This is a genomic window from Citrobacter sp. A316, from assembly GCF_002042945.1.
Lineage (GTDB): Bacteria > Pseudomonadota > Gammaproteobacteria > Enterobacterales > Enterobacteriaceae > Citrobacter > Citrobacter portucalensis.
Window position 1 is genome coordinate 128,982 of the sequence record NZ_MVFZ01000004.1, and the last position, 26,632, is coordinate 155,613.

The following is a 26,632-nucleotide window of genomic DNA, read 5'->3' on the forward strand; positions in this document are numbered from 1 at the left end:
GATTTTTAAATCTTATATATTCACCGCATCAATAATGCATTGATGCGGTGAATATCTGTAACGCTATAAATTACACCGCGCGGAAGGCAATCTCGCCCGGAATAACTTCTCCCTGCCAGTAGAGCTGTGCAGCCACTCGTCCTGCCAGGTCGCGGTAGATGGCGGTAAATTCGCTGTCAGGACGGCTGATAACCGTCGGCGTACCACGATCGAGGTCTTCACGAAGAGAAATATGCAGCGGCATCTGTCCCAGCAGTTGGGTGTGATACTGCTCGGCCAGCTTCTGCGCCCCACCGGTACCGAAGATCGGTTCATGGTGACCACAGTTGCTGCAAATATGCATACTCATATTCTCAACAATACCCAGTACCGGCACTTCGACTTTTTCGAACATCACGATGCCTTTTTTCGCATCGATCAGCGCAATGTCCTGCGGCGTAGTGACAACAACCGCGCCCGTTACCGGAATGTTCTGCGCCAGCGTCAACTGGATGTCACCGGTGCCTGGCGGCATATCCAGTACCAGGTAATCAAGATCTGGCCATAGGGTTTCCTGCAGCATCTGCAGCAGCGCTTTGCTGGCCATCGGGCCGCGCCATACCATCGCGTTATCGTCAGTGACCAGATAACCAATGGAGTTCGTTGCCAGACCATGAGACATGATCGGTGCCATGTGGGTACCGTCAGGTGAAGTTGGACGCTGGTTTTCCGCGCCAAGCATTGTCGGGATAGACGGACCATAAATATCGGCGTCCAGAATCCCTACCTTCGCTCCTTCCGCGGCCAGCGCCAGCGCCAGGTTTACGGCGGTAGAGGATTTACCCACGCCACCTTTACCTGAACTGACGGCGATGATGTTTTTCACACCATTAATACCCGGCTGATTTTTCACGCGCTTCAGCGTCGCGATGTTATGCGACAGTTTCCAGTCGATCGCTTTCGCACCGGTAATACGCAGCAGATCGGCGCTACATTGCTCTTTTAAGTCCTCAAACGCGCTATGCCAGACGAATGGCATGACCAGCTCAACGTGCAACGTGTCATCCATCCAGGCGACGTGGTGCAACGCTTTAAGCGTCGTCAGATTATGCTTCAGGGTTGAATGCTGAAAATTCGCCAGCGTCCCGGCGACCATGGCGCGCAGGGTCTCTGGTGATTTGGCCTGGGATTGTGCGTTCATCCCGACTCCTTTTTGTTGTTCTGAATATACAATAGTCACCAGGTAGTTTACTCCAACCGCAACAATTATTCATTTACGGATAAATGCCCTTATCGCTTGGCGCAGTAATTACCATTTTGGTACTATCAAAGCCCTTTTCACTACAAAAGAAGTAATTGCCCACTATGACTCAAGTCGCGAAGAAAATTCTGGTAACGTGCGCGCTGCCGTACGCCAACGGCTCAATCCACCTCGGCCATATGCTGGAGCACATCCAGGCTGATGTCTGGGTCCGTTACCAGCGAATGCGCGGCCACCAGGTTAACTTCATCTGCGCGGACGACGCACACGGTACGCCAATCATGCTGAAAGCACAGCAGCTTGGGATCACGCCAGAGCAGATGATCGGTGAAATGAGTCAGGAGCATCAGACTGATTTTGCAGGTTTTGACATCAGCTATGACAACTACCACTCGACGCACAGCGAAGAGAACCGTGAGCTGTCTGAGCTGATTTATACGCGCCTGAAGGAGAACGGTTTTATTAAGAACCGTACAATCTCCCAGCTTTACGATCCGGAAAAAGGCATGTTCCTGCCGGACCGTTTCGTTAAAGGCACCTGCCCGAAATGTAAGTCTCCGGATCAGTACGGCGATAACTGTGAAGTCTGCGGCGCAACCTACAGCCCTACCGAACTTATCGAGCCGAAATCCGTTGTATCTGGCGCAACGCCGGTGATGCGTGACTCCGAACACTTCTTCTTTGATCTGCCTTCATTCAGCGAAATGTTGCAGGCGTGGACGCGCAGCGGCGCGTTACAGGAGCAGGTCGCCAACAAAATGCAGGAATGGTTCGAATCCGGCCTGCAACAGTGGGATATTTCCCGCGATTCCCCGTACTTCGGTTTTGAAATCCCGAATGCGCCTGGCAAGTACTTCTATGTCTGGCTGGACGCGCCAATTGGCTATATGGGCTCGTTCAAAAACCTGTGCGATAAGCGCGGTGACACCACCAGTTTTGACGAATACTGGAAGAAAGATTCCGACGCCGAGCTGTATCACTTCATCGGTAAGGATATCGTCTACTTCCACAGCCTGTTCTGGCCAGCCATGCTGGAAGGCAGCAACTTCCGTAAGCCGACCAACCTGTTTGTACACGGTTATGTGACGGTGAACGGCGCGAAGATGTCCAAATCTCGTGGCACCTTCATTAAGGCCAGCACCTGGCTGAAGCACTTCGATGCCGACAGCCTGCGCTATTATTACACCGCGAAGCTCTCTTCACGTATTGATGACATCGACCTGAACCTGGAAGACTTTGTCCAGCGCGTTAACGCCGATATCGTCAACAAAGTAGTCAACCTGGCGTCCCGTAACGCAGGCTTTATCAGCAAGCGTTTTGACGGCGTTCTGGCGAATGAACTGGCCGACCCGGCGCTGTATAAAACCTTCACCGACGCCGCAGCGGTGATCGGCGAAGCATGGGAAAGCCGTGAATTCGGTAAAGCTATCCGTGAAATCATGGCGCTGGCCGACGTGGCAAACCGCTACGTTGACGAACAGGCTCCATGGATCGTGGCTAAACAGGAAGGCCGCGACGCCGACCTGCAGGCGATCTGCTCCATGGGTATCAACCTGTTCCGCGTGCTGATGACTTACCTGAAACCGGTTCTGCCAACGCTTGCTGAACGTGTGGAAGCTTTCCTGAACAGCGAACTGAGCTGGGATGCCATTGAGCAACCACTGCTCGGCCACAAGGTCAACACCTTTAAGGCGCTGTACAATCGCATCGACATGAAACAAGTTGAAGCGCTGGTTGAGGCGTCGAAAGAAGAAGTGAAAGCCGCTGCCGCACCGGTAACCGGCCCGCTGGCTGATGACCCGATTCAGGAAACCATCACCTTTGACGATTTCGCCAAAGTTGACCTGCGCGTAGCGCTGATTGAAAACGCCGAGTTCGTGGAAGGATCCGACAAACTGCTGCGTCTGACGTTGGATCTCGGCGGTGAGAAACGTAACGTCTTCTCTGGTATTCGTTCTGCATATCCGGATCCGCAGGCTCTGATTGGCCGCCAGACCATTATGGTTGCCAACCTGGCACCACGTAAGATGCGCTTCGGCATTTCCGAAGGGATGGTAATGGCCGCAGGACCTGGCGGGAAAGATATCTTCCTGTTAAGCCCGGACGAAGGTGCAAAACCAGGCCAACAGGTGAAGTAAATCAAACATCTCAAGCGCTGCAACCGCAGCGCTTTTTTTTGCTACGTAAGTGCTTCCTCTAATCTTAACCCCTGCTCCATTTTCGGACTGCTTCGTTGTTAATATTAGATCTATTCTATACTGCTCTGGTATCAAGGTAGTCCGGGCTCACCAGATTCGTGGACGTTATTATTTAACATCCTATATTCATGAAATGGAGTTTTACATGAAAGCGTTACAAAAATTATTTTCTCTCGCCGTGGCATCGGTTGTGGTTTTTTCCCTGGCGGGATGTGGTGATAAAGAAGAGACAAAAACATTCAATGCCAACATTAATGGTTCTGATATCACCGTCTCTTACACCTTTAAAGGTGATAAGGTCCTGAAGCAAATCTCCGAAAGTAAAATCAGCTATGCATCAGTCGGTGCCAGCAATAAAGAAGAAGCCGCAAAAGTATTCGACGCATTAAGCGCTAAATATCAAAACATTACTGGCATAGAAGAAAAACTCACTTATTCAGATACCTACGCGCAAGAAAATGTCACTATCGATATGGAAAAAGTTGATATAAAAGCGTTGCAGGCCATTTCAGGGATGAAACTATCTGAAAACGCCGATAAAAACATCAGCATGAAGCAAATGCAAACGGTTATGGAAACGGCGGGTTTTAAAGAAGTGAAGTAAACCATCGGCGACCCGATTTTCATCGTGGTCGCCCGCTTTACGCTTTAAGATTTTGCGTTATGCACGTGGAAAGTCAAACCACGCAGGAAATAACGCAGGAATTGATCGCCGCATTCGCGATAGTTTTTATGGTCCGGCGCGCGCATCATGGCGGTAATTTCCGGCATCGACACACGAAATTTCTGCCCGGTCATGATGGTCAGAATATCATCGGTTTTCAGCGAGAAGGCGATACGCAGCTTTTTCAGCACCGTATTGTTATTAACTCGACGCTCAAGCGCCAGTTCCGGCGCAGAATCATCTTTACCACGCAGATGATAAATCAGGCCGTTTAAAAAACCGGAGAGAATAATATCCGGGCAGCGAACAAACCCATCTTCATCCTCTTTTGTCGTCCAGGTATCGAAATTTGCTGAGGTGGATTCCATGTCAGAAAGAGCAAGAATACGCACCATGTCGTTATTGTTCGCTTTCAGGGTGTAGCGCAGGCTACGAAGAATATCGTTACTTAGCATAGAGCCTTCAACTGTCGGTGATGCAATGGCGCGCAGTGTATCAGTTTTATAGTCCAATCGCCTCTTTTAGACTTTTAAGATAGCGGCGACTCACCGGAACGGTCAGCCCGTTACGCAAAATCAGTTCAGCCTGGCCGTTGTCTTCCAGACGGATCTCCTGCAATTGCGCCATATTTACCAGATATTGCCGGTGACAACGCAGCAGAGGCGTACGGCTCTCCAGCGTCCTGAGCGTCAACTCAGTGAAGCCTTCTTTACCATCGCTGCTGGTCACATACACACCACTCATGCGACTGCTGATAAACGCCACATCATCCATTTGCAGCAAATAGATCCGACTATGGCCGCTGCACGGAATAAACTTCAGCGCCTGCTGATTTTCTGGCAGCAGTGATACATCCTGCTTCGTGCGCTCCTGACGCAAACGGATCAGCGTTTTTTCCAGCCGTGTTTCTTCAATCGGCTTGAGCAGATAATCAAACGCATGTTCTTCGAAGGCTTTCACCGCATACTCATCAAAGGCGGTCAGAAAAACAATGTATGGACGATGCTCGGGATCAAGCATGCCGACCATTTCCAGGCCGCTAATTCGCGGCATCTGAATATCAAGGAACAGAACATCCGGACGCAATTTATGTACCGCGCCAATGGCTTCCACCGCATTCGAACATTCCCCGACAATCTCGATGTCGCTTTGCTCTTGCAACAGGATCCGCAGATTCTCCCGCGCTAACGGTTCGTCATCGACAATCAGCACTTTGATCATGCCAGTTCCTCCAGAGGAAGTCGTAAAGTGATTCGGGTAAAGCGGTCAGGTTCACACGCTACGCTGATGCCAAAATCATCGCCAAACCGCTCGCGCAGTCGTTTATCGACCAGATTCATACCCAGTCCACTGGCTTCTGAGGTTGGCTGATACAGCCCGGCATTGTCCTCGATATCCAGCATCAAATATTGCCCTTCTCGACGGGCGGTAATCGATACTTCACCGGTATCCAGTAACTGAGAAGTGCCGTGTTTAATGGCATTCTCCACGATGGGTTGCAGAGTAAAGGCGGGTAATTGCTGATGCGAAAGTTCTTCTGGCACCGTCAAGGTCACCTGAAGACTCGACTGGAATCGTGCCTTTTCAATTTGCAGATAAGCATTAACGTGTTCAATTTCATCGGCCAGCGTCACAATTTCTGACGGGCGTTTTAAATTTTTACGAAAGAACGTCGACAGATACTGCACCAGTTGGCTGGCCTGCTCGCTATCGCGTCGGATCACAGCTTTGATAGTGTTGAGTGCATTAAACAGAAAATGGGGATTGACCTGGGCGTGCAGGAGTTTTATTTCCGACTGCGTGAGCATCGCTTTTTGCCGCTCATACTGCCCGGCCAGAATCTGTGCCGAAAGCAGTTGGGCGATCCCTTCCCCCAGCGTGCGGTTGATTGAGCTAAAGAGGCGGTTTTTAGCTTCATACAATTTAATGGTCCCCATCACCCGCTGGTTTTCACCCCGCAAAGGGATCACCAGCGTCGAGCCTAATTTGCATTGTGGGTGCAAAGAGCAACGGTAAGGAACTTCATTTCCATCAGCATACACCACCTCTCCGGTTTCAATCGCCCGTTGTGTATATGACGATGAAATGGGCTTTCCGGGTAGATGGTGATCGTCACCAATACCGGTAAATGCCAGCAATTTCTCACGATCGGTAATCGCCACCGCACCGATATCCAGCTCTTCATACAGCACCTGAGCAACTTTCATGCTGTTAACCTCGTTGAACCCCTGGCGTAAAATACCTTCCGTTGAGGCGGCAACTTTGAGTGCTGTGGCGGAAAAAGCGGATGTATATTTTTCAAACATCGCCCGTTTATCGAGCAAAATACGCATAAACAAGGCAGCGCCTACGGTATTGGTTACCATCATAGGCGCGGCAATATTGCTGACCAGTCGAAACGCATCGTCAAACGGACGGGCAATTAATAAGATGATCAACATCTGCACCAGTTCGGCGACAAAGGTAATCGCTCCCGCAGTCAGCGGACTAAAGACTTTATCGGTACGACCACGACGGGTGAGCACGCTGTGCACCAGTCCGCCGAGCAATCCTTCCACAATGGTCGAGATCATGCAGCTAAGCGCTGTCATCCCGCCCATCGAATACCGATGCAAACCGCCGGTAAGACCAACTAAACCACCGACCACAGGGCCGCCAAGCAGCCCGCCCATCACCGCGCCAATAGCGCGAGTGTTAGCAATAGAGTCATCAATATGCAGCCCGAAATAGGTGCCTAAAATGCAGAAAATGGAAAAAGTAACATAGCAAAGCAGTTTGTGCGGGAGTCGGATAGTCACCTGCATCAGCGGGATAAACAAACGCGTTTTGCTCATGAGCCACGCGATAACGAGGAACACACACATCTGCTGAAGCAGCAGCAACACCAGATTAAACTCGTACATACCCGCCAACCACACATCACTTAAAAGCGCGTAACATACATGGGCTGCGTGTAACTTTCTTTGAACTGTTGCAAAAAAAGACGAATTTGTGAGAACGATCACTCGAAAGCGCGAGCATGATTACAAATTCACCCATTCACAGATCAAAAAACAGACAAAACTACCTGGTTCGCAAAAGAGCGTCTAAAGTAAAACTGGGACCTCGCGAGCAAGAGTGAGACGACGATGGCGCTTTACACAATAGGTGAAGTGGCTTTGCTTTGTGATATCAACCCTGTCACTTTACGCGCGTGGCAGAGGCGTTACGGATTACTTAAACCGCAGCGGACAGACGGCGGGCATCGCCTGTTTAACGATGCGGATATCGACCAGATCCGCGAGATAAAACGCTGGATAAACAACGGTGTCCAGGTCAGCAAGGTTAAAATGTTGCTCAGCAATGAGAGCATTGATGTGCATAACGGTTGGCGTGAACAACAAGAAACGCTGTTGAGCTATTTGCAAAGTAATAATCTGCATAGCCTCAGACTGTGGATCAAAGAGCGTGGCCAGGATTATCCCGCGCAAACGCTCAACACCCATTTGTTCATTCCGTTACGCCGACGCCTGCAATGTCAGCAGCCGATCCTCCAGGCGTTACTGGGGATCCTCGACGGCGTACTGATCAACTACATTGCGATTTGTCTGGCCTCTGCACGCAAGAAACAGGGGAAAGATGCTCTGGTGGTTGGCTGGAACATTCAGGATACGACCCGCTTATGGCTGGAAGGTTGGGTCGCCAGCCAGCAGGGATGGCGCATTGACGTCCTTGCCCATTCGCTGAACCAGCTGCGACCGGAGCTGTTTGAAGGTCGCACCTTGCTTGTCTGGTGCGGCGAGAACCAAACGCCCGCTCAGCAGCAACAGCTAACGGAATGGCGCGCGTTAGGTCACGATATTTATCCACTCGGTATTTAGAGCCTGGCCCATTAGGGCTATTTTGCTTGCCATTTCGAACCTGGGCAGTGCTCAGACAACACTCAGAGAGTTTTGAACGCCCTTTAGGGCGGCCCGGAGGGTGAGCGTAGCGAATAATCCTCACGTACTACGTGTACGCTCCGGTTCTTCCGCGCTGGCCGTGTTCAAACTGTCTGCGCCAATAACGCCTAATGATCCAGGCTCTTAATATTCTATTAACAAACGTGTACAATCCTTGAATTCACATAAGGAGTGCATAATGAGCGCAGCTAAAATCGGTGTTATCACCCTCTTCCTGCTGATGGCCATCGGCGGTATTGGCGGTGTCATGCTGGCAGGCTATACCTTTATTTTACGTGCCGGGTAAGATGTCTCGCTAATTTCTCAAACCCGCGGTCGACAATTACCGCCGCCAGCGCGACCAGCAGCGCCCCCTGAATCACATAGGCGGTATTGAACCCACTTAGCCCGATAATAATCGGCGTACCCAGCGTGTTCGCGCCAACGGTTGAGGCGATGGTTGCAGTGCCGATATTAATAATCACCGACGTGCGAATCCCGGCCAGAATCACCGGGGCCGCCAGCGGCAACTCGACTTTACGCAGCCGCTGCCCCTGACTCATTCCCATTCCGCTGGCAATATCCATCACGCTGGGTGAAATTCCGCCGAGTCCCGCCAGCGTTGCCTGCAAGATCGGTAATACGCCATACAGAATCAGCGCAATAATTGCCGGTTCAGGACCAAATCCCATCACCGGTACAGCGATCGCCAACACCGCAACTGGCGGAAAGGTCTGCCCCACGGCGGCGATGGTTTCCACCATCGGCCGGAATTCCACGCCCCAGGGCCGGGTTACCGCTATTCCGGCCCCGGTGCCAATGAATACCGCGATAAGGCTTGAAATCCCCACCAGTGTAAAATGACTCAAAGCCAGCGCCGTGAAACTTTCCTGCTGATACACGGGACGTGGCAGCTCAGGAAACAGCGAACTAAACAAGGTCTGACTGTGAGGCAATCCAACCAACAGGATCAGAAACAACGCAACAAGCCACAGCAGTGGATCAGCAAGACGTTTCACGGGTCGGCATCTCCGAAAGCAAATCGTGAAAATGAAGCGTCCCGCAGGACAAACCCTGCGGCGTCACGACCGGTAAAACGTCGCAGCCACGCGCCACAAACACCGACAACGCATCACGAAGCGTCATCTCATCCACCAGCGGTTCGCCGTCAGAGTGTTCGTCGCGACGGATAAAATCGCCTACCGTGCGCAGCGACAGCAGCCGTACGCCCAGTTCACTGCGGCCAAAAAAGGTTTGCACAAAATCATTCGCTGGCGCAGTGAGCATCGACAGCGGCGTGCCTTGCTGCACAACCTTTCCTGCATCCATCAACACCAGATGCTCCGCCAGCCTTAGCGCCTCGTCGATATCATGCGTCACCAGCACAATGGTACGCCCAAGCAAACGGTGAATACGCGTCATCTCCTGCTGCAGCGCACCGCGGGTGACCGGATCCAGCGCGCCAAAAGGCTCATCCATCAGCAGTACCTGCGGATCTGCCGCCAGTGCGCGAGCAACCCCGACCCGCTGCTGTTGCCCGCCAGACAGCTGATGCGGATAACGATGGCGCAAACTTTCCTCAAGACCCAGCAGCGCCATCAGTTCGTCTGTTCGGTCATCAATACGTGAACGCGACCACTTTTGTAGCTGCGGCACCGTGGCGATGTTCTGCGCGACGGTCCAGTGGGGAAACAAGCCAATAGACTGAATCGCGTATCCCATGCGCCGCCTTAACTCCAGCACCGGCAGGCTGCGGATCTCTTCCCCGGCAAAGCGGATCTGTCCGCGGTCATGTTCTACCAGCCGATTGATCATTTTCAGCGTGGTGGATTTCCCGGAACCCGACGTGCCAATTAACACAGAAAAGCTGCCCTCCCCCAACCGCAGGTTAAGGTCGTCAACGGCTGTTTGCTGACCATAGGTTTTACTGACATGGCGAAATTCAATCATTGTTTGTTACCTTCAACAGCGCGAGCCCTAAATCAAACAGCGCATCAATCAATACTGCCAGTACTACAACCGGGATCACGCCCAGCAACACTAAATCGACGGCGCTACTGAGCAATCCCTGAAAGACCAGCGCGCCAAATCCCCCTGCGCCAATCAGCGCAGCAATCACCGCCATTCCCACCGTTTGCACCATCACTACCCGTAAACTGCGCAAGAAGACCGGCAATGCCAGCGGGAACTGCACCGAGACAAATCGCTGTCGTGCACTCATCCCCATCGCCCGGGCGCTTTCCAGCACATCCCGCGGTACCTGATTCAACCCAGCTACTACGCCACGAACCAGCGGCAAGAGCGCATACAGCACTAACGCAATAAGCGCAGGCGTCAGGCCGGTTCCGGCAACGCCGAGCGAACCCAACAAAGGAAAGTGCTTCACCAGCCCGGCAAGGGGCGCAATTAACAGGCCAAACAGCGCGACGGAGGGAATGGTTTGGATGATATTCAGTACCGCAAAAACCGGTCCCTGACGGGCGACAGAGAAAGCACACCAGATGCCCAACGGCACGCCAATCACGAGTGCGGGCACCACGGTAGCGAACAGAATTGTCAGGTGCTGTGCCAGGGCGTCGTAAAAAACATCCTGGCGGTTAGCATACTCTTTAAGCAGGGAAAGATCGTTAAACGTGCCAGAGAACAAAAGCACCAGCGGCAAAATGAAAATTTGCGCGTGCAATAGCCAACGCCATGATGCCTGTTCGGTGATGCGACGAATGGCGTCACTGGCGGCCAGCAGCATCAGTCCCAGTCCCAACCAGAACCCGCTGCCCAGGCTGGTTCTGGCCAGAGGGCTACCCGTCTGGGCCAGGTACGTTGCCGTTGTTCCTGCGGTTACCAGCGCCGCAATCACCAACAACTGGCTAATAACAAGCGTCAATATATTGCCGGGCTTTCCCGGTACAAAGCACAGAAGAAACAGCAGCAAGCAGGCCACTGCCAATCCCCACGCCATGTCGGGTCGGATATCCCAAAGTTGACGCCCTTCGCCGGAAACCAAACGATTGGGCGCATAGCTGATGAAAGGCAGCGCTGCCGCAGCAAAAGTAAGAAGTACCAGTAACAACAGCACCCGATTAACTGAAATCTTTGACAAAACACCCACCTGCTGCAAACTCCGTTACTTCACCCATCCTTTTTGCTTCAGGTAGTCTGCTGCGACTTTTTTCGCATCCAGCCCCTCCACGGCAATACTGGCATTCAGCTGCTGCAACGTTTTTTCATCCAGGCTGGCAAAAACCGGTTGTAGCCATTCTCCCATTTGCGGGTAGTCTTTCAGCACCGATTCACGCACGACGGGTGCTGGCGCATAAATGGGCTGGACGCCTTTCGGATCGCTTAAAGTTTGCAGACCGAGCGCCGCAACCGGGCCATCGGTGCCATAAGCCATCGCCGCATTAACGCCAGAAGTCTGCTGCGCCGCCGCTTTAATCGTCACCGCGGTATCCCCCCCCGCCAGCGACAACAGCTGATTTTGATTCAGTTTGAAATCATAGGCTTTTTCAAACGCAGGCAGCGCGTCAGCCCGTTCGATAAATTCAGCAGAGGCGGCAAGTTTGAACGTTCCCCCGTCCTTCAGGTAACGGCCTAAATCAGCAAGGGACTCAAGCTTGTTCTTTTGCGCGATATCCTGGCGTACTGCAATGGTCCAGGTATTGTTGGCAGGAGCAGGCGTTAGCCAGACCAGCTTATTTTGCTCTGCGTCCAGCTTTTTCACTTTCTCGAATCCGGCCTGCGCATTTTTCCACGCGGGATCATTTTCATCTTTAAAAAAGAATGCGCCATTACCGGTATATTCCGGATAAATATCCAGCTCACCGGAGGTGATTGCCCCGCGCACCACTGGGGTGGTACCCAGCTGTACTTTATTGACGGTTTTCACGCCATGGCTTTCGAGCACCTGCAAAATAATGTTGCCGAGCAGCGCCCCTTCGGTATCTATTTTTGAACCGACCGTGACGGGTGACGCGGCCTGTAAGGGCAGGCTTACCGCGGCTAACAGCACCAGCGAACCCACCGATACTTTTGAGATTATCATGCTGTACTCCTCATCCTTTTGCGGCCCTTTTCAGAGACTTGAGGAAAAAGCATAGTCGAAAAATCAAGCCTTAACCTGGCTATTGGGTGGTAACGCTGAGAGTTATTAGCGGTAAGGCGATAATAAAATAAAAAAATCCGGCAAACCCAATGTGAATTTGCCGGATGATACGATTTAGTCGGCCTGATAAGCATTGCGCCATCAGGCCTGATGCATGGCTTTACTCGTCAATTAAAGCAGTTCGAATTCGCCCTGCTTCACTCTGGCGGAATCCACACCGATAAAGACGTTAAACTTGCCAGGCTCTGCATCGTATTTCATATGCTGGTTCCAGAATTTGAGCGCTTCAATGTCAATCGGGAAGCTGATGGTCTGGGTTTCACCAGGCTTAAGATTCACTTTCTCAAAGCCTTTCAGCTGTTTTACCGGACGACTCATGGAGGCGGTCACATCCTGCAAATACATCTGAATCACCGTTGCACCTTCGCGCTTGCCGGTATTGGTCACCTGCACGCTGGCCGTCACGGTTCCGTCACGCTTCATCGTTGGAGAAGAGAGCTTCACATCAGAAACCGTGAACGTGGTGTAGCTCAGGCCGTAGCCAAAGGGATACAGTGGCCCATTCGCTTCATCAAAGTAGCGCGACGTGTACTTGTTCGGCTTATCTGCGTTGTACGGACGACCGGTATTGAGGTGGCTGTAATAGACCGGGATCTGTCCAACAGAGCGCGGGAAAGACATCGGCAGCTTGCCTGACGGGTTGTAATCACCAAACAGCACATCGGCGATGGCGTTACCGCCTTCCGTCCCGGCAAACCAGGTTTCGAGGATCGCATCGGCCTGTTGATCTTCCTTCACCAGCGCCAGCGGACGCCCGTTCATCAGCACCAGAACCAGCGGTTTACCCGTGGCTTTCAGCGCGGCAATCAGGTCACGCTGACTTTGCGGAATGGTGATATCGGTACGGCTGGAGGCTTCATGCGCCATGCCCTGCGCTTCACCGACTACCGCGACAACCACATCAGATTGCTTCGCTGCTTTTACGGCTTCATCGATCATCGCCTGCGGCGAACGAGGGTCAACCTTCACCGCTTCTTCATACAGGTTGAGGAAATCAACAATCCCTTTGTCGTTGGTGATATTCGCCCCTTTGGCGTACAGCACTTTGCCCTGATCGCCGACGGCGTTTTTAATCCCCGTCAGTACCGTTACCGACTGATCGGCAACACCGGCGGCGGACCAACTGCCCATCACATCACGCTTGCTGTCAGCCAGCGGACCGACGACCGCCACGGTAGCTGATTTTTTCAGCGGTAACGTTTCCAGACGATTTTTCAGCAGCACCAGGCTTTCACGTGCTACTTCACGCGCCTCTTTGCGATGCAAACGACTTTCCGCGTTGGTGTCCTGCGGGTCAGACTCTTTGGCCCCCAGATGGCTGTAGGGATCGTTAAACAGCCCCATATCATATTTCACGTTAAGCACGTGGCGCGCGGCGTCGTCCAGCTCCGCCATCGTCACTTTGCCGGATTTAATCAAGCCCGGCAGGTATTTGCTGTAATACTCATCGCTCATACTCATGTTGATGCCGGACTTGATCGCCACACGTACCGCATCCTCAGGATCGGAGGCTGTACCGTGCTTAATCAACTCTTTGATCGCACCGTGATCGGAAACGGTGATGCCCTTAAAGCCCCACTCATCACGCAGCACGTCTTTTAGCAGCCAGGCATCTGAGGTTGCAGGCGTACCATTTAGCGAATTAAGTCCTACCATTACAGCACCGCTACCAGCATCCAGCCCGGCTTTATACGGCGGCATATAGTCGTTGAACAGACGCTGTGGGCTCATATCGACGGTGTTATATTCCTTGCCACCTTCAACCGCGCCATAGGCGGCGAAGTGCTTGACGCTGGTCATCACCGAATAGCGATCCGCCGGGCTTTTACCCTGCATCGCTTCCACCATGGTTTTACCCATCGTAGCCGTTAAATACGTGTCTTCACCAAAACCTTCTGAAGCACGGCCCCAGCGCGGATCGCGAGAGACATCGACCATTGGCGCCCAGGTCATATTCAGACCATCATCAGCGGCTTCATACGCGGAAATACGGCCAACGGTTCTGACCGCATCGAGATTAAAAGAGGACGCCAGGCCGAGACTTATCGGGAACACGGTACGCTGGCCGTGCAATACGTCGTAGGCAAAAAAGAGAGGAATTTTCAGGCGGCTGAGCTCCATCACCTGATCCTGCATTTTGCGGATATCCTGGCGCGTGACGGTGTTAAAAATTGCCCCAACCTGCCCGTCTTTGATCATCTCGCGGATGGCTTCTTTCGGGTTATCAGGCCCGACGCTTATCAAGCGTAGTTGCCCAATTTTCTCATCCACGGTCATCTGCTTAAGTAAATCGGTAACGAATGCATCCCGCGCTTCTGGCGTCAGCGGATGGTTACCAAACAGCGTGTCCGCCAGCGCTGGTTGCAACGCCAGACTCACCGCGACACCTACAGAACATAGCCATTTCATGTTGATTCTCTCTTTATTCTTTCCCGACGAGGCCGCGAAAATATAACAAAAACCGCAGTTTGCCGTAAGACTAAACGGGAGCGATAAAGAAAGCTAAGGTTATTCTCCTAATTTTCAAAACCAGCGCGAATCAGTAGAGGACGACCCAGAGACAATATGAATGAGAAAGCGTATTGTCATACAAAGCGCTATGCTTGTTCCTGATATTGAGTCCCACCACAAGGAGTGGAGAATGTCTTCCATTACAACAGATAATAAAGCTTTCCTGAATGAACTGACCCGTCTGGTAGGTCATTCGCACCTGCTCACTGAACCTGCTAAAACTGCCCGTTATCGCAAGGGATTCCGTTCCGGTCAGGGTGATGCGCTCGCCGTGGTGTTCCCTGGCTCGCTTTTAGAACTGTGGCGCGTCCTCAACGCTTGCGTCGCCGCAGATAAAATTATCCTGATGCAGGCCGCCAACACTGGCCTGACCGAAGGATCTACGCCGAGCGGTAATGATTACGACCGTGAGATTGTCATTATCAGCACCCTGCGCCTTGATAAGCTGCACGTCATTGGCAAAGGCGAACAGGTGCTGGCCTATCCAGGCACCACACTCTATTCGCTGGAAAAAGCGCTCAAACCGTTTGGCCGTGAGCCGCATTCAGTGATTGGTTCTTCCTGTATCGGCGCTTCAGTGATTGGCGGTATTTGTAACAACTCCGGCGGCTCGCTGGTACAGCGCGGTCCGGCATACACGGAAATGTCGCTGTTTGCGCGTATTGACGAACAGGGCAAATTACAGCTGGTTAACCATCTGGGTATCGAACTGGGCCAGACCCCGGAACAGATCCTTAGCAAACTTGATGATGAGCGGATCAAAGATGACGATGTGCGCCACGATGGGCGTCATGCACACGATCACGACTACGTTACCCGCGTCAGAGATATTGAGGCGGACACGCCCGCTCGCTATAACGCCGACCCGGATCGGTTGTTTGAATCATCCGGTTGTGCAGGCAAACTCGCAGTTTTTGCGGTGCGTCTGGACACCTTCGAAGCCGAAAAAAACCAGCAGGTCTTTTACATCGGTACCAACCAGCCAGAGGTGCTGACGGAGATCCGCCGTCATATTTTGGCAAAATTTGAGCATCTGCCGGTCGCCGGTGAATACATGCACCGCGATATTTATGACATCGCAGAGCAATACGGCAAAGATACGTTTCTGATGATCGACAAGCTCGGCACCGACAAAATGCCGTTCTTCTTCACCCTGAAAGGTCGCACCGATGCGATGCTGGAAAAAGTGAAAATTTTCCGTCCGCACTTTACCGACCGGGCAATGCAGAAATTTGGTCATTTGTTCCCCAGCCACTTACCCGCGCGCATGAAAAGCTGGCGCGATAAGTACGAACATCACCTGCTGTTAAAAATGGCCGGTGGCGGCGTGGCTGAAGCGCAAAACTGGCTAAGCGAGTTTTTCAAAACCGCTGAAGGCGACTTCTTTGCCTGTACCCCAGAAGAAGGTAGCAAGGCGTTTTTGCATCGCTTTGCGGCGGCTGGCGCGGCGATCCGTTATCAGGCCGTACATGCCGATGAAGTGGAAGATATTCTGGCACTGGATATCGCGCTGCGCCGTAACGACACCGAATGGTACGAGCATCTGCCTGCAGAGATCGACAGCCAACTGGTGCACAAACTCTATTACGGCCACTTTATGTGCTATGTCTTCCATCAGGATTACATCGTGAAAAAAGGCGTGGATGCGCATGCGCTGAAAGAGCAGATGCTGGCGCTTCTGCACGAGCGCGGAGCACAGTATCCGGCAGAGCACAACGTCGGACATCTGTATAAAGCACCGGAAACCTTAACCCGTTTTTACCGTGAGAATGATCCCACTAACAGCATGAATCCGGGTATTGGTAAAACGAGTAAGCAAAAGTTCTGGAAAGAGTCGTAAACCAGAAAAAATAAGCGCCACCAGGCATGTTGCCGGGGGCGCTTCGCTTGCCCGGCCTACCGCTACATTAGCTATGTGTATGCCGGATAAGGTGTCTTATTTAATCGTTTTGTGCAGTTTGCTCGCTCGTCGCTGAACCCGCCGCAGCCATCTGCGCCGCTTTTTGCTTTTTATAGCTCAACGCCGCCGCCGGAACCGGCATCACCTTGCCCGTTTCGATCCAGGTGCGTAAACGGCTGGCATCGGCAAAGTGGGTATATTTACCGAACGCATCCATCACTACCAGCGCCACTGGTTTGTTATTGATCACGGTGCGCATCACCAGGCAGTGGCCTGCCGCATTGGTAAATCCGGTTTTGGTTAATTGAATATTCCAGTTATCGCGATACACCAGATGGTTGGTGTTACGGAATGGCAGCGTATAAGCCGGGTTGGCAAAGGTCGCCATATCCTCACGCGTGGTGCTTAACTGGCCAATCAGCGGATACTGCTTGCTGGCGATCAGCAGCTTGGTTAAATCACGGGCGGTCGAGACGTTATGAATCGATAAGCCAGTCGGTTCCACAAAGCGTGTCTGAGTCATGCCGAGCGCTTTCGCTTTGGCATTCATGGCTTTAATAAACGCGTTATACCCGCCCGGATAATGATGCGCCAGGCTCGCCGCCGCGCGGTTTTCTGATGACATCAGCGCCAGCAGCAGCATGTCTTTACGGCTAATTTCACTGTTCAGTCGCACACGGGAGTAGATACCTTTCATTTCCGGCGTCTGACTGATATCAACTTTCAGCTTTTCATTCAGCGGCAGCCGCGCATCAAGCACCACCATCGCCGTCATTAATTTGGTAATCGACGCAATCGGACGCACAAGGTCCGGGTGGTTCGAATAGATAACTTTGTTGGTATTCAGATCAACAATCATCGCGCTACCGGACGCTATCTCAGGTTGAGAAGCCGCTGCGGTAGTTGCCGTTTTAGCCACGGCTTGGGGTGCAAAAGGAACGGCCAGCACCAGGGCAAGGCTTAATAATGAAACTCGGAATTTCAGCATGATGAGATTTCTGATAATGATTCACGCACGTCACAACGCACACCGCCTGAGACTAAGTATTATCTCAAGCTAGCTCAGGCATCATAGCGATCCGGCAGGTTTGCCGCCACAGGAGAATCGTCTCGAAATGCTGCGTTGCTGACTTTTACGTCAACAACGCAGCGCTGGCAGGTTTATCCGTCAGAATAACCGATAGCCGTAACCCCACAGGATTACCGTAATAGCCAGCAAAACTTCCAGGACCAGCACCCCGATCGCCAGCGTTGAACTGGAAAAACTTAACCCTTCCTCACGAGTGATATTCAGGAATGTCGGTATGCCGAGATAAAGCAAATAGCCGGTGTAAAACAGCGCGATGGTTCCCACCAATGCGCACAGCCAGACCAGCGGATAAAGTGCGACCAGTCCGCTTAAAAACAGCGGCGTCGCGACATATCCGGCAAACACCATACAATGCGCCAGCGACGGACGCTGCGGATAATTTCGCGCCATCCACCAGATAACCCGGCCCATGACGGCGACGCCTGCCAGCATCACCCCGTAAAACAGAATTGCCATCGCAAATCCGGTCAACAGAGATAACTTCAGGATATTGCCATCGCCAAAATTCCAGCCGATTTGCGTGGTGCCGATAAACGCGCAAACAACCGGGATTGCCGCCATCAGCAGTACATGGTGGGTATAGTGATGCGAAACGCTTTCGTTTTCGCTGTTGATCACGTGCATTTCACGATCGGGATGGGAAAACAGCCCCCAGACATGGTTCATACCGCCCCCTTCTTGTCAGCTCCGGACCTCAACACTTCAAGTATAATTCAGCTTTTGATTATTTTATGTACACAGGAAAAATACCGAAACGCCGGGTAAAAAGTGTGTAAGCCGTAGGCCTGATAAGCGAAGCGCCATCAGGCATTGGAGAGCTGAACGACGTTAAGCGCGACTACGCGGCTTTTCCGGCATCAAATAATCTTAGGGTGTATGCTATTAGCAGTGGAGGTCATACAATCGTATGGATATAAATCATTATGTTGCGCAATACGGCTATGCTGCGTTAATCATCGGCAGTCTGGCGGAGGGCGAAACCATTACCCTGTTAGGCGGCGTGGCGGCACATCAGGGCGTGCTGAAATTTCCTCTGGTGGTACTCTCGGTCGCGCTGGGCGGGATGATTGGCGATCAGTTACTTTATTTACTCGGACGTCGTTTTGGCGGCAAAATTCTGCGTCGTTTCTCGCGCCATCAGGCGAAAATTGATTATGCGCAGAAAATGATCCAACGACGTCCATACCTGTTTGTGGTCGGGACGCGCTTTATGTACGGTTTTCGCGTTATAGGCCCTTTACTGATCGGCGCCAGTCATCTGCCGCCAAAGATTTTTTTACCGCTGAATATTCTTGGCGCGCTTGTCTGGGCATCGTTATTTACCACTCTGGGCTACGTCGGGGGTGAAGTGATAGCGCCATGGCTGCACAGTCTTGACCAGCATATCAAGCATGGTATCTGGCTGGTGCTGGTTATCGGGATTGTCGCGGGTGTCCGCTGGTGGATGAAACATCGAAGCGCACGTAAACGCAAGGAAGATGGCCCGACAGCTTAACACCGCGGGCCTAACAATCAGGATGCGTGATAACCGCCGCCCAGCGCGCTGGTTAACTGGATTGAGGCATCCAGCCATTGCCCTTGTAAAAGCAGACCGTTGCACTGCTCACGTAATGCCGGGATCTTTGCCTCACTGACCCTGGAGCCCGCAATAATACCCGCATTAAAGCGCGCCTGCGCCAGCCCCACTACGCGTTGTGCGTCATGCTCAATCTGCTGCTGATGCTGATTCTTCTGCGCCAGTGTTTCCACCTGGGATGCAGCACGTGCCACGTCATTCACCGCATCCACCACAGCTTTGTTGTAATTCGCCACCGTCAGGTTGCTTTGCGCTTTCGTAATATCGAGATTCGCGTTCAGCCTGCCGCTGTCAAAGATAGGCAGCGTCAGCCCGGCGGTTACGCCCATTTGCTGCGCGGAATGGCGGAACAGGTCACTCAGATGTAACGCATCCTGTTGTAAAAATGCCATCAGATTCACATCGGGATAAAACGCCGCTTTCGCCGCATCAATGCTGCTCAGCGATGACTCAATGTACCAGTGCGCCGCCTGTAAATCCGGTCGGCGGGCCAGTAGCGAATAACCTAACTGGGATGGGAGCTGGCTTTCAACCACGGGCAGTTTGGTCGAATGGAGCTTCAGGGCGACGGACTGCGAGTTGCTCAACGCGCTTAAGCGCGCCTCGATTACCTTCATTTTGCCGCTGACATCATTCAACTGCTGCTCTGTTTTGCTGGAATCAATATCGGTTTCAACGCCTTCCACCGAAGACGTAAGACCATTTTGATACAGCTGACGATCGACGGTTATCACATTTTGCTGCTCGGTTTCGATTTGCGTCAGTACGGTTTTCAGCGCCGCCTGCGTCTGCCATTCCCAGTAAAGACGGGAGACACCACTCGCCAGCAGCTGCCGGGTTTGCTCGCGCTCAGCCTCACGCGCCTTAACGGCCCCAATACGCGCCGTCACTTCAGCCCGATTCTTACCCCACAGATCCAGATTCCAGCCAGCTGTTAAACCAAAGGTTCCGTTGGTATACCACGGCCCCGTTGTTCCGGCTGCGGGATCGGTAAGGGCAAACGGTCCCATCAGTCCTTCGGCTGACATTTTCTGACGCTCAACGTCTGCGGAGAAGTCGATCTCCGGGCCATCCTGCGCTTCCACGGCCTTAGCCTGCGCCTCCGCCAGTTGTATGCGCTGTTCCGCGACCTGCATATCAGGAGAATTTCGCAACGTGCTGTCAATCAACGCATTAAGCTGGGGGTCGTGATATGCCTTCCACCACTGGCTGTCCGGCCAGCCATTTTTTAACGCGGCAGGCAATGTGGTATCGACATTCGCAGCAGGGGTCTGCTGTGACAGAGACTGGCGGTCATCATGCATAGGCGCGCAGCCTGCCATCAGAACAAAAAGCGGCAACAATGCCGTCGTGACAAACACAGAATTACGATTCATGGAGATATACAGGTAAGAAAAGATGTGCAGAGATTACGACTTGTCGCTGTTGCTTTTTTAGTTACGCGTGGCAATACATCTTTGGCAATAAAAATATATAATCAGAAAAATATACACCCTATGAATAATATAGATTAAATAATTTTAATAATTAATGGATGGAGATGTTATGTCACAGAATATCTATGACGACCCTGAGTTCTTTGCCGGATATGCCACGCTGGATCGTTCAGTAAAGGGACTCGACGGCGCGCCAGAATGGCCGACACTACAAGCGATGCTCCCCTCTCTTCAAGGCAAAAACATTCTTGATTTGGGCTGTGGATATGGTTGGTTTTGCCGCTACGCTCGCGATAATCAGGCAGCCAGCGTAATGGGACTGGATATTTCACAAAAGATGTTAACCCAGGCGCACAGTATGACGCAGGGTAATGGCATCGTTTATCAGCGTGAAGATCTCGAAACGCTAACCCTGTCCCCAAATTCGTTTGACCTGGTTTATAGCTCGCTTGCCCTGCACTATTTGCACGATATAGAACGATTATTCGTAACCATTTACCAGTCATTAACACCAGGCGGCATGTTGGTTTTCTCTGCCGAACATCCCATTTATACCGCACCGCTTAAACAGGGCTGGATAAAAGATAAAACCGGGCAACTGTCCTGGCCGGTTAATCATTATCAGCAGGAAGGTGAGCGCATCAGTAACTGGTTTGCTGAAGGCGTCAAAAAACAGCACCGTAAGCTGGCGACCTGGATTAATGCGCTGATTGGGGCCGGATTCGATATCGTTTGTGTCGATGAATGGGGACCGTCTGCGCAACAGATTGCTGAAAACCCGGCGTTAGATGAAGAAAAAGAACGGCCGATGGTGTTTCTGCTCAGCGCACGTAAACCGGCATAACTGCGCCTCCAGGCAGAATGATTAATACTTTCCTATACTCAATCTGAATTTACCAAAAAAAGGAAAGTTAATGAAAATTCTGCTGTGGGTAATTCTGATTATTTTTCTGATTGGGCTATTGGTGGTAACAGGCGTGTTTAAGATGATTTTTTAAAAAAAGATTACTCCGGTAGTAATGAATTTGTTGCCTCCGGTGTATTGCTACGTTCACCTTATGTTTTTCACTTCTCTGAAACGATACTGCCTGTGAACGTGTTAAGGGTACTATCGCCGTACCCTTAACAATCCCGCCGGGAGCCTGGGTTGCAAGGGAGGTGGCGGCGAGCCTCCCTTGCACGTTCACAGGTATCTGCGCTTCAGAGAAATGACACCGCTGAGGTGAACGGAACCTTGAGCAAGAATCATATGTTCTCAATAATTCTTAACTGACAGGAACTTCCACTCCGGTGGCCGGTTCATTTGTTAATGCAATTGGGCTACATCGATAGCCTGAATCGCCCGCGCGATATCCGGCGAATTGTTTAACGCACGAATTTCCTGAAAAAGTGCGGTTGCCTCTGAATATTCTTTCCGCAAGTACCCTAACCACTGCTTAATCCGCGCTACATGATACAGCCCGGTGTCCCCCTGCTTTTCAAGGCGGGTATATTTTTGCAACAGCGTCACGACTTCAGGCCACGGCATACGCGGCTCGTTGTATTTCACCACGCGGCTCAGGTTTGGAATATTTAATGCGCCACGTCCGATCATCACCGCATCGCATCCGCTGATGGCCATACAATCCTGGGCGCTCTGCCAGTCCCAGATTTCGCCATTCGCGATAACCGGAATAGTCAGTCGCTGGCGGATCTCGCCAATCGCCTGCCAGTTGATATGTTCCGCCTTGTAGCCCTGCTCTTTGGTTCGGCCATGCACCGCCAGTTCGCTGGCACCAGCCTGCTGGACGGCGTCGGCAATTTCAAACTGCCGATCGCTGTTATCCCAGCCCAGACGCACTTTCACCGTCACCGGGAGATGCGCCGGAACCACCTCGCGCATAGCTTTTGCGCCCTGGTAGATAAGCTCAGGATCTTTCAATAACGTTGCGCCACCGCCGCTGCCGTTCACCAGTTTCGACGGACAACCGCAGTTCAGATCGACACCGTACGAGCCCAGTTCTACCGCGCGCGCGGCGTTTTCCGCCAGCCACTGCGGATACTGTCCTAACAGCTGAATGCGAACCAACGTGCCGGATGGCGTCCGGCTCTGGTTATGCAGTTCCGGGCAGAGCCGATGAAATACTTTTGCCGGCAGGAGCTGATCCACCACGCGCACAAACTCGGTGATGCACAGATCGTAATCATTCACTTCAGTCAGCAGCTCGCGCACCAGTGAGTCGAGCACGCCTTCCATCGGCGCCAGTAAAACACGCATATCGTCACCCGCAAAAAAAGAGGCGCTATGGTAGCGCCTCCGTTCGGGAGATTAAAGAGGCTCAGCGCGGCAACAGGCAGTTATCTTCTTTCCAGCCGTACAGCCATTCCATACCACGATAAAACTCCGCCTGCGATTTGTCTTTCCACAGCAGATTACGCACCTGACGCTCGACGCCCGCGGCGTGGTAGACACGGCCCATTTCACGCGTCGACCAGACAATTCGCGCGGTACGCGGAATACGCACCGACTCATACAGCGCAAAGGCATCAGCCGCTTCGCCATCACACTGCTGTAGCGCTTTACCGAGCGTGACGGCATCTTCCAGCGCCATACAGGCACCCTGCGCCATATACTGCGCCACCGGATGTGCGGCGTCCCCCACCAGTGTTATACGATCGCTACCCCATTTATCTACCGGCTCGCGGTCGGCGGTGGACCAGCGCCGCCATGACGTCGGCTTATCCAGCATCTGACGCGGACGAGGATGAATGCCCGCAAAATAGGAGAGCACTTCCTCTTTGCTGCCATCCTTCACGCCCCACTCCTCCTGCTGACGACTGTGGAAAGTCACCACCAGGTTGTACTGCTTGCCGCCGCGCAGCGGGTAGTGCACCAGGTGACAGTGCGGCCCAGCCCACAGCACCGGTGCGTTAATGCGCAAATCTTCCGGCATATCATCGCAATCAATCACGGCGCGATAGACCACGTGCCCGGTAACCCGCGGAGCATCGCCAATCAGAGACTGACGAACAACCGATTTCACACCGTCACAGCCCACCAAAATATCCGCCGTCCAGCTGTTGCCGTGCTCGTCAAATACCGTCACGTCATTATCTGTCTGGCGAATATCAACCACGTTAGTTGAGGTGCGATACTCAACGTTAGGATGCACCAGCGCCGCTTCCCAAACGCTGGCGTGAATATCAACCCGATGGATAACCGCATAAGGACCGCCAAAGTGATCGCGGAACGCCTGCCCGGTTTCAATGCGCACCACCTCTTTCGCATTTACCGCATCCATCATCGTGATGTGGTCGGTAAAAACGGCGCGCTGACGGGCGATTTCCCCTACGCCAAGGCTGTCCAGAGCAGAGAACGCGTTCGGTCCGAGCTGAATACCCGCGCCAATTTCACCAATCTCGTGCGCTTTCTCCAGCAACATCACTTTAATGCCCTGACGGGCCAGCGATAGCGCGGTCGCCGCGCCGCCAATCCCGCCCCCCACGATAATTGCGCGTGTCACTTTAGCCATTGTCGTTCTCCTTATCAGGCTGGAATTTTGTCTTGTTGATTCTCGGGCGCGGCGGCGATAAACGCCGGAAGCTGAGTACAGGCATCATATACCGCCTTACAGCGCGGATATCCGCTCAGATCGCAGCCCATACGTAACGCGTTCGCCCACTGTGGGATCAGACAGCAATCCGCCAGCGTCGGCGCATCACCCACGCAGAACTTCCCCGAATGACTCTGGCGCAGCATCTGTTCCACCGCGCTTAACCCTTGCTGGATCCAGTGCGCATACCAGCGTTTTTTATCTTCTTCGCTAATCTTTAACTCTTCGCTCAGGTAGCGCAGCACCCGCATGTTATTGACCGGGTGGATATCACAGGCGATGGCATAGACAATTTCCAGCACCTTACTGCGCGCCGGGAAATCAGCAGGCAGCAGCGGCGACTGCGGAAAGTGGCCATCCAGCCAGTCGGTTATCGCCAGCGACTGCCCGAGTGATTCTCCGTCATCGGTCACCAGCGTCGGCACCAGTCCCACCGGATTCATTCGCCGGTAGGCCAGTTCGTTCTGCTGACCGATGCGAATATTGACGCCCACCGTCTGGTAATCTAGCCCCTTCAGCGCCAGCGCAATGCGCACCCGATATGACGCGGAGCTATTAAAGAAACTGTACAGCTTCATTATCCACCTCAGACAATCTTCACGGCGATGGGGGTTAAACCGTCTACGTTTCCGGTGATCACATCCCCTTTCACTACCGCCCCCACGCCTTCGGGTGTACCGGTGTAGATCAGATCGCCCGGCTGCAGTTCGAAAAAACCAGACAGATAGCTAATAGTTTCATTCACAGACCAGATGAGGTGGCGAATATCGCTACGCTGATGATCGTCGCCGTTGACCTGCAACCAGATTGGCGCATGGTTAACATCCACACTTTCGCTGGCTTTATGCAGCGGCGCGATGGGCGCGGAGAGATCAAACGCTTTGCCGATTTCCCACGGACGCCCCATCTGGCGCATCTCCATCTGCCGGTCACGGCGGGTCATATCCAGACCGGTGGCATAGCCCCAGATATATTCGTGCGCTTTTTCCAGCGGAATATCGCTGCCCTTTTTGCCAATAGCCACCACCAGCTCTATCTCATAGTGATAGTTATCGGTCTGCGATGGGTATGGCAGTTCAAGGATCTGACCAGCCGCCACCGGGACCACCGCATCGGCAGGTTTACAGAAGAAGAACGGTGGTTCGCGATCTGGATCAAAGCCCATTTCACGCGCATGAGCGGCATAGTTACGGCCCACACAGTAAACGCGGCGCACAGGAAACTGTTCAGCACTGCCAACTACTGGAACGGTAACCGGCGCTTGTGGTTCAAATACATATTGCGTCATTTTCTCTCTCCCAAATTAATAGCGTGCTTCGCGGAACAACCCCAGTGCTTCCTGAACCGGTCTGTCCGAAAAACTGAATAAGACGGTATCTTCGTGGGTCTGGAACGACACGCCGTGCCAGGTCGGTACCACAAAGATATCTTTTGGCGAAAAGTTGAAGGTTTCGTTACCGATGGTGACCTGCCCACTTCCCTCCACCACGTGGTAGATAGTGCTGTCGGTGGTACGCGCGATTCGTGAGGAGAAGCCCTGCGGCAACAGTTGCAGGAAGGTTCCCATCGAAGGCATGGGATAACCGCCGGTTACCGGGTTGACGTAACGCATCTTGAAACCGTCCCACTCATCGGCGTCGCCCATGCGGGTCAGGTCATGCAGAGCTTCACGGCTGCGATCGTAGCGATAGTTAAAAATCGGCGATGAGTTACCTTTCTGATGACGCAGCGGCAGCATATTGGCCGCGTAGCGCGGTAAGTAATCCCCTTCCTTACGCGTGACCGGCTGCTGATCTTCCGGGTAGTCTTCCGCAAAGCCGCAGCCCAGCAGGTTCACCAACGGCAGATCCAAACCATCCAGCCACACCACCGGTTCACTGCCAGGGTTACCATGATCGTGCCAGCGCCACTGCGGCGTCAGAATAAAATCGCCTTCATGCATTTGGGTGCGCTCACCGTCCACGGCGGTAAATGCCCCTTTCCCTTCGACAATAAAACGCAGCGCAGACTGATTATGACGATGACTCGGCGCAACCTCGCCCGGCATAATTAACTGCAATCCCGCGTACAGCGTTGGGGTGATTGAAGACTGTCCGCGCAGCATGGGGTTTTCCAGCACCAGCACGCGGCGAATCGCCTCTTTCGCGCCAATCAGATCGCCACTTTCCAGCAGCAGCGGGCGGATTTCCTGATAGTTCCAGTACGCTGGCGCGCAATGTGCGTTCGGTGTTGGCGGCACCAGGCGGTGCAGTGACTCCCACAGCGGGGTCAGATTCTGCCCGGAAATATGCTGGTAAAACTGCTGACGGCTGTTCTTAACATCCTGATTCAGTTCAGACATA

General features: G+C 52.8%; 24 protein-coding genes. 7 read left to right on the forward strand and 17 right to left on the reverse strand.

Annotated features, from left to right (window positions below; all coding sequences use genetic code 11):
- Positions 1 to 70 precede the first annotated feature (70 nt).
- Entirely contained in the window at positions 71 to 1,180 is a 1,110-nt protein-coding gene (apbC, locus tag BZK41_RS06610; RefSeq protein WP_003027343.1) for an iron-sulfur cluster carrier protein ApbC, read from the reverse strand.
- A gap of 164 nt (positions 1,181 to 1,344) precedes the next feature.
- Here apbC and metG point away from each other — a divergent pair, with 164 nt between their 5' ends.
- A complete protein-coding gene (gene metG, locus BZK41_RS06615) occupies positions 1,345 to 3,378 on the forward strand; it encodes a methionine--tRNA ligase (protein WP_079937607.1) in 2,034 nt (677 codons plus the stop codon).
- A gap of 205 nt (positions 3,379 to 3,583) precedes the next feature.
- Positions 3,584 to 4,042, forward strand: coding sequence for a YehR family lipoprotein (locus BZK41_RS06620; RefSeq protein ID WP_079937608.1), 459 nt, complete (start codon positions 3,584 to 3,586; stop codon positions 4,040 to 4,042).
- Positions 4,043 to 4,086: 44 nt separating this feature from the next.
- Here BZK41_RS06620 and BZK41_RS06625 read toward each other — a convergent pair whose 3' ends face one another.
- The 3 genes from BZK41_RS06625 to BZK41_RS06635 are packed head-to-tail and all read right to left on the reverse strand — an operon-like array spanning position 4,087 to position 7,005.
- Positions 4,087 to 4,557 (reverse strand): DUF1456 family protein, encoded by a 471-nt coding sequence (locus tag BZK41_RS06625; RefSeq protein WP_079937723.1) that lies wholly within the window; start codon positions 4,555 to 4,557, stop codon positions 4,087 to 4,089.
- A 46-nt stretch (positions 4,558 to 4,603) separates the two neighbouring features.
- Positions 4,604 to 5,323 carry a two-component system response regulator BtsR gene (btsR, locus tag BZK41_RS06630; RefSeq protein ID WP_003834456.1) on the reverse strand — a complete coding sequence of 240 codons (720 nt, stop codon included), beginning with the start codon at positions 5,321 to 5,323 and terminating at the stop codon, positions 4,604 to 4,606.
- Complete coding sequence (locus BZK41_RS06635; RefSeq protein WP_079937609.1) at positions 5,320 to 7,005, reverse strand: sensor histidine kinase; 1,686 nt, start codon at positions 7,003 to 7,005, stop codon at positions 5,320 to 5,322. Before BZK41_RS06635 ends, btsR begins: the two co-directional genes overlap by 4 nt.
- A gap of 225 nt (positions 7,006 to 7,230) precedes the next feature.
- Between BZK41_RS06635 and mlrA the strand changes: the two genes are divergently transcribed.
- Positions 7,231 to 7,962 (forward strand): HTH-type transcriptional regulator MlrA, encoded by a 732-nt coding sequence (gene mlrA / locus BZK41_RS06640; protein WP_079937610.1) that lies wholly within the window; start codon positions 7,231 to 7,233, stop codon positions 7,960 to 7,962.
- A gap of 259 nt (positions 7,963 to 8,221) precedes the next feature.
- The gene (locus BZK41_RS06650) at positions 8,222 to 8,329 is read left to right on the forward strand and encodes a protein YohO (RefSeq protein ID WP_003027354.1); all 108 of its coding nucleotides are present in this window, start codon (positions 8,222 to 8,224) and stop codon (positions 8,327 to 8,329) included.
- On the opposite strand, the gene BZK41_RS06655 is transcribed toward BZK41_RS06650, so the two are convergent.
- The 5 genes from BZK41_RS06655 to bglX all read right to left on the reverse strand — a co-directional run bounded on the left by BZK41_RS06655 (position 8,310) and on the right by bglX (position 14,593).
- Positions 8,310 to 9,041 (reverse strand): ABC transporter permease, encoded by a 732-nt coding sequence (locus tag BZK41_RS06655; protein WP_079937611.1) that lies wholly within the window; start codon positions 9,039 to 9,041, stop codon positions 8,310 to 8,312. The two genes, BZK41_RS06650 and BZK41_RS06655, sit on opposite strands and share 20 nt — an antisense overlap.
- On the reverse strand, positions 9,025 to 9,972 hold the full coding sequence (locus BZK41_RS06660) for an ABC transporter ATP-binding protein (protein WP_079937612.1): 948 nt from the start codon (positions 9,970 to 9,972) through the stop codon (positions 9,025 to 9,027). The genes BZK41_RS06655 and BZK41_RS06660 overlap by 17 nt, the downstream gene beginning before the upstream one ends.
- Entirely contained in the window at positions 9,965 to 11,131 is a 1,167-nt protein-coding gene (locus BZK41_RS06665) for an ABC transporter permease (protein WP_079937724.1), read from the reverse strand. The genes BZK41_RS06660 and BZK41_RS06665 overlap by 8 nt, the downstream gene beginning before the upstream one ends.
- 15 nt (positions 11,132 to 11,146) lie before the next feature.
- Positions 11,147 to 12,064, reverse strand: a complete 918-nt coding sequence (locus BZK41_RS06670) for an ABC transporter substrate-binding protein (protein WP_079937613.1) — start codon at positions 12,062 to 12,064, stop codon at positions 11,147 to 11,149.
- Positions 12,065 to 12,295: 231 nt separating this feature from the next.
- A complete protein-coding gene (bglX, locus tag BZK41_RS06675) occupies positions 12,296 to 14,593 on the reverse strand; it encodes a beta-glucosidase BglX (RefSeq protein ID WP_079937614.1) in 2,298 nt (765 codons plus the stop codon).
- A gap of 232 nt (positions 14,594 to 14,825) precedes the next feature.
- Here bglX and dld point away from each other — a divergent pair, with 232 nt between their 5' ends.
- Positions 14,826 to 16,535 carry a D-lactate dehydrogenase gene (gene dld / locus BZK41_RS06680; RefSeq protein ID WP_079937615.1) on the forward strand — a complete coding sequence of 570 codons (1,710 nt, stop codon included), beginning with the start codon at positions 14,826 to 14,828 and terminating at the stop codon, positions 16,533 to 16,535.
- Between the two features lie 100 nt (positions 16,536 to 16,635).
- On the opposite strand, the gene pbpG is transcribed toward dld, so the two are convergent.
- The gene (gene pbpG, locus BZK41_RS06685) at positions 16,636 to 17,583 is read right to left on the reverse strand and encodes a D-alanyl-D-alanine endopeptidase (RefSeq protein WP_079937616.1); all 948 of its coding nucleotides are present in this window, start codon (positions 17,581 to 17,583) and stop codon (positions 16,636 to 16,638) included.
- A 180-nt stretch (positions 17,584 to 17,763) separates the two neighbouring features.
- The gene (locus tag BZK41_RS06695) at positions 17,764 to 18,351 is read right to left on the reverse strand and encodes a Yip1 family protein (RefSeq protein WP_003840142.1); all 588 of its coding nucleotides are present in this window, start codon (positions 18,349 to 18,351) and stop codon (positions 17,764 to 17,766) included.
- Positions 18,352 to 18,592: 241 nt separating this feature from the next.
- Here BZK41_RS06695 and BZK41_RS06700 point away from each other — a divergent pair, with 241 nt between their 5' ends.
- Positions 18,593 to 19,180, forward strand: a complete 588-nt coding sequence (locus tag BZK41_RS06700) for a DedA family protein (RefSeq protein WP_079937617.1) — start codon at positions 18,593 to 18,595, stop codon at positions 19,178 to 19,180.
- 17 nt (positions 19,181 to 19,197) lie between these two features.
- Here BZK41_RS06700 and mdtQ read toward each other — a convergent pair whose 3' ends face one another.
- Entirely contained in the window at positions 19,198 to 20,637 is a 1,440-nt protein-coding gene (gene mdtQ, locus BZK41_RS06705) for a multidrug resistance outer membrane protein MdtQ (RefSeq protein WP_079937618.1), read from the reverse strand.
- Positions 20,638 to 20,806: 169 nt separating this feature from the next.
- Here mdtQ and BZK41_RS06710 point away from each other — a divergent pair, with 169 nt between their 5' ends.
- Positions 20,807 to 21,541, forward strand: coding sequence for a class I SAM-dependent methyltransferase (locus BZK41_RS06710; protein WP_079937619.1), 735 nt, complete (start codon positions 20,807 to 20,809; stop codon positions 21,539 to 21,541).
- A gap of 462 nt (positions 21,542 to 22,003) precedes the next feature.
- Here BZK41_RS06710 and dusC read toward each other — a convergent pair whose 3' ends face one another.
- From dusC to gtdA, 5 genes are all read right to left on the reverse strand, one after another.
- Complete coding sequence (gene dusC / locus BZK41_RS06715; RefSeq protein ID WP_079937620.1) at positions 22,004 to 22,954, reverse strand: tRNA dihydrouridine(16) synthase DusC; 951 nt, start codon at positions 22,952 to 22,954, stop codon at positions 22,004 to 22,006.
- A 61-nt stretch (positions 22,955 to 23,015) separates the two neighbouring features.
- Positions 23,016 to 24,209, reverse strand: coding sequence for a 3-hydroxybenzoate 6-monooxygenase (locus tag BZK41_RS06720; RefSeq protein ID WP_079937621.1), 1,194 nt, complete (start codon positions 24,207 to 24,209; stop codon positions 23,016 to 23,018).
- Between the two features lie 14 nt (positions 24,210 to 24,223).
- Entirely contained in the window at positions 24,224 to 24,868 is a 645-nt protein-coding gene (maiA, locus tag BZK41_RS06725; protein WP_079937622.1) for a maleylacetoacetate isomerase, read from the reverse strand.
- A gap of 8 nt (positions 24,869 to 24,876) precedes the next feature.
- Positions 24,877 to 25,578 (reverse strand): fumarylacetoacetate hydrolase family protein, encoded by a 702-nt coding sequence (locus tag BZK41_RS06730; protein WP_079937623.1) that lies wholly within the window; start codon positions 25,576 to 25,578, stop codon positions 24,877 to 24,879.
- A 15-nt stretch (positions 25,579 to 25,593) separates the two neighbouring features.
- A complete protein-coding gene (gene gtdA, locus BZK41_RS06735; protein ID WP_079937624.1) occupies positions 25,594 to 26,631 on the reverse strand; it encodes a gentisate 1,2-dioxygenase in 1,038 nt (345 codons plus the stop codon).
- Between the last annotated feature and the right edge of the window lies 1 nt (position 26,632).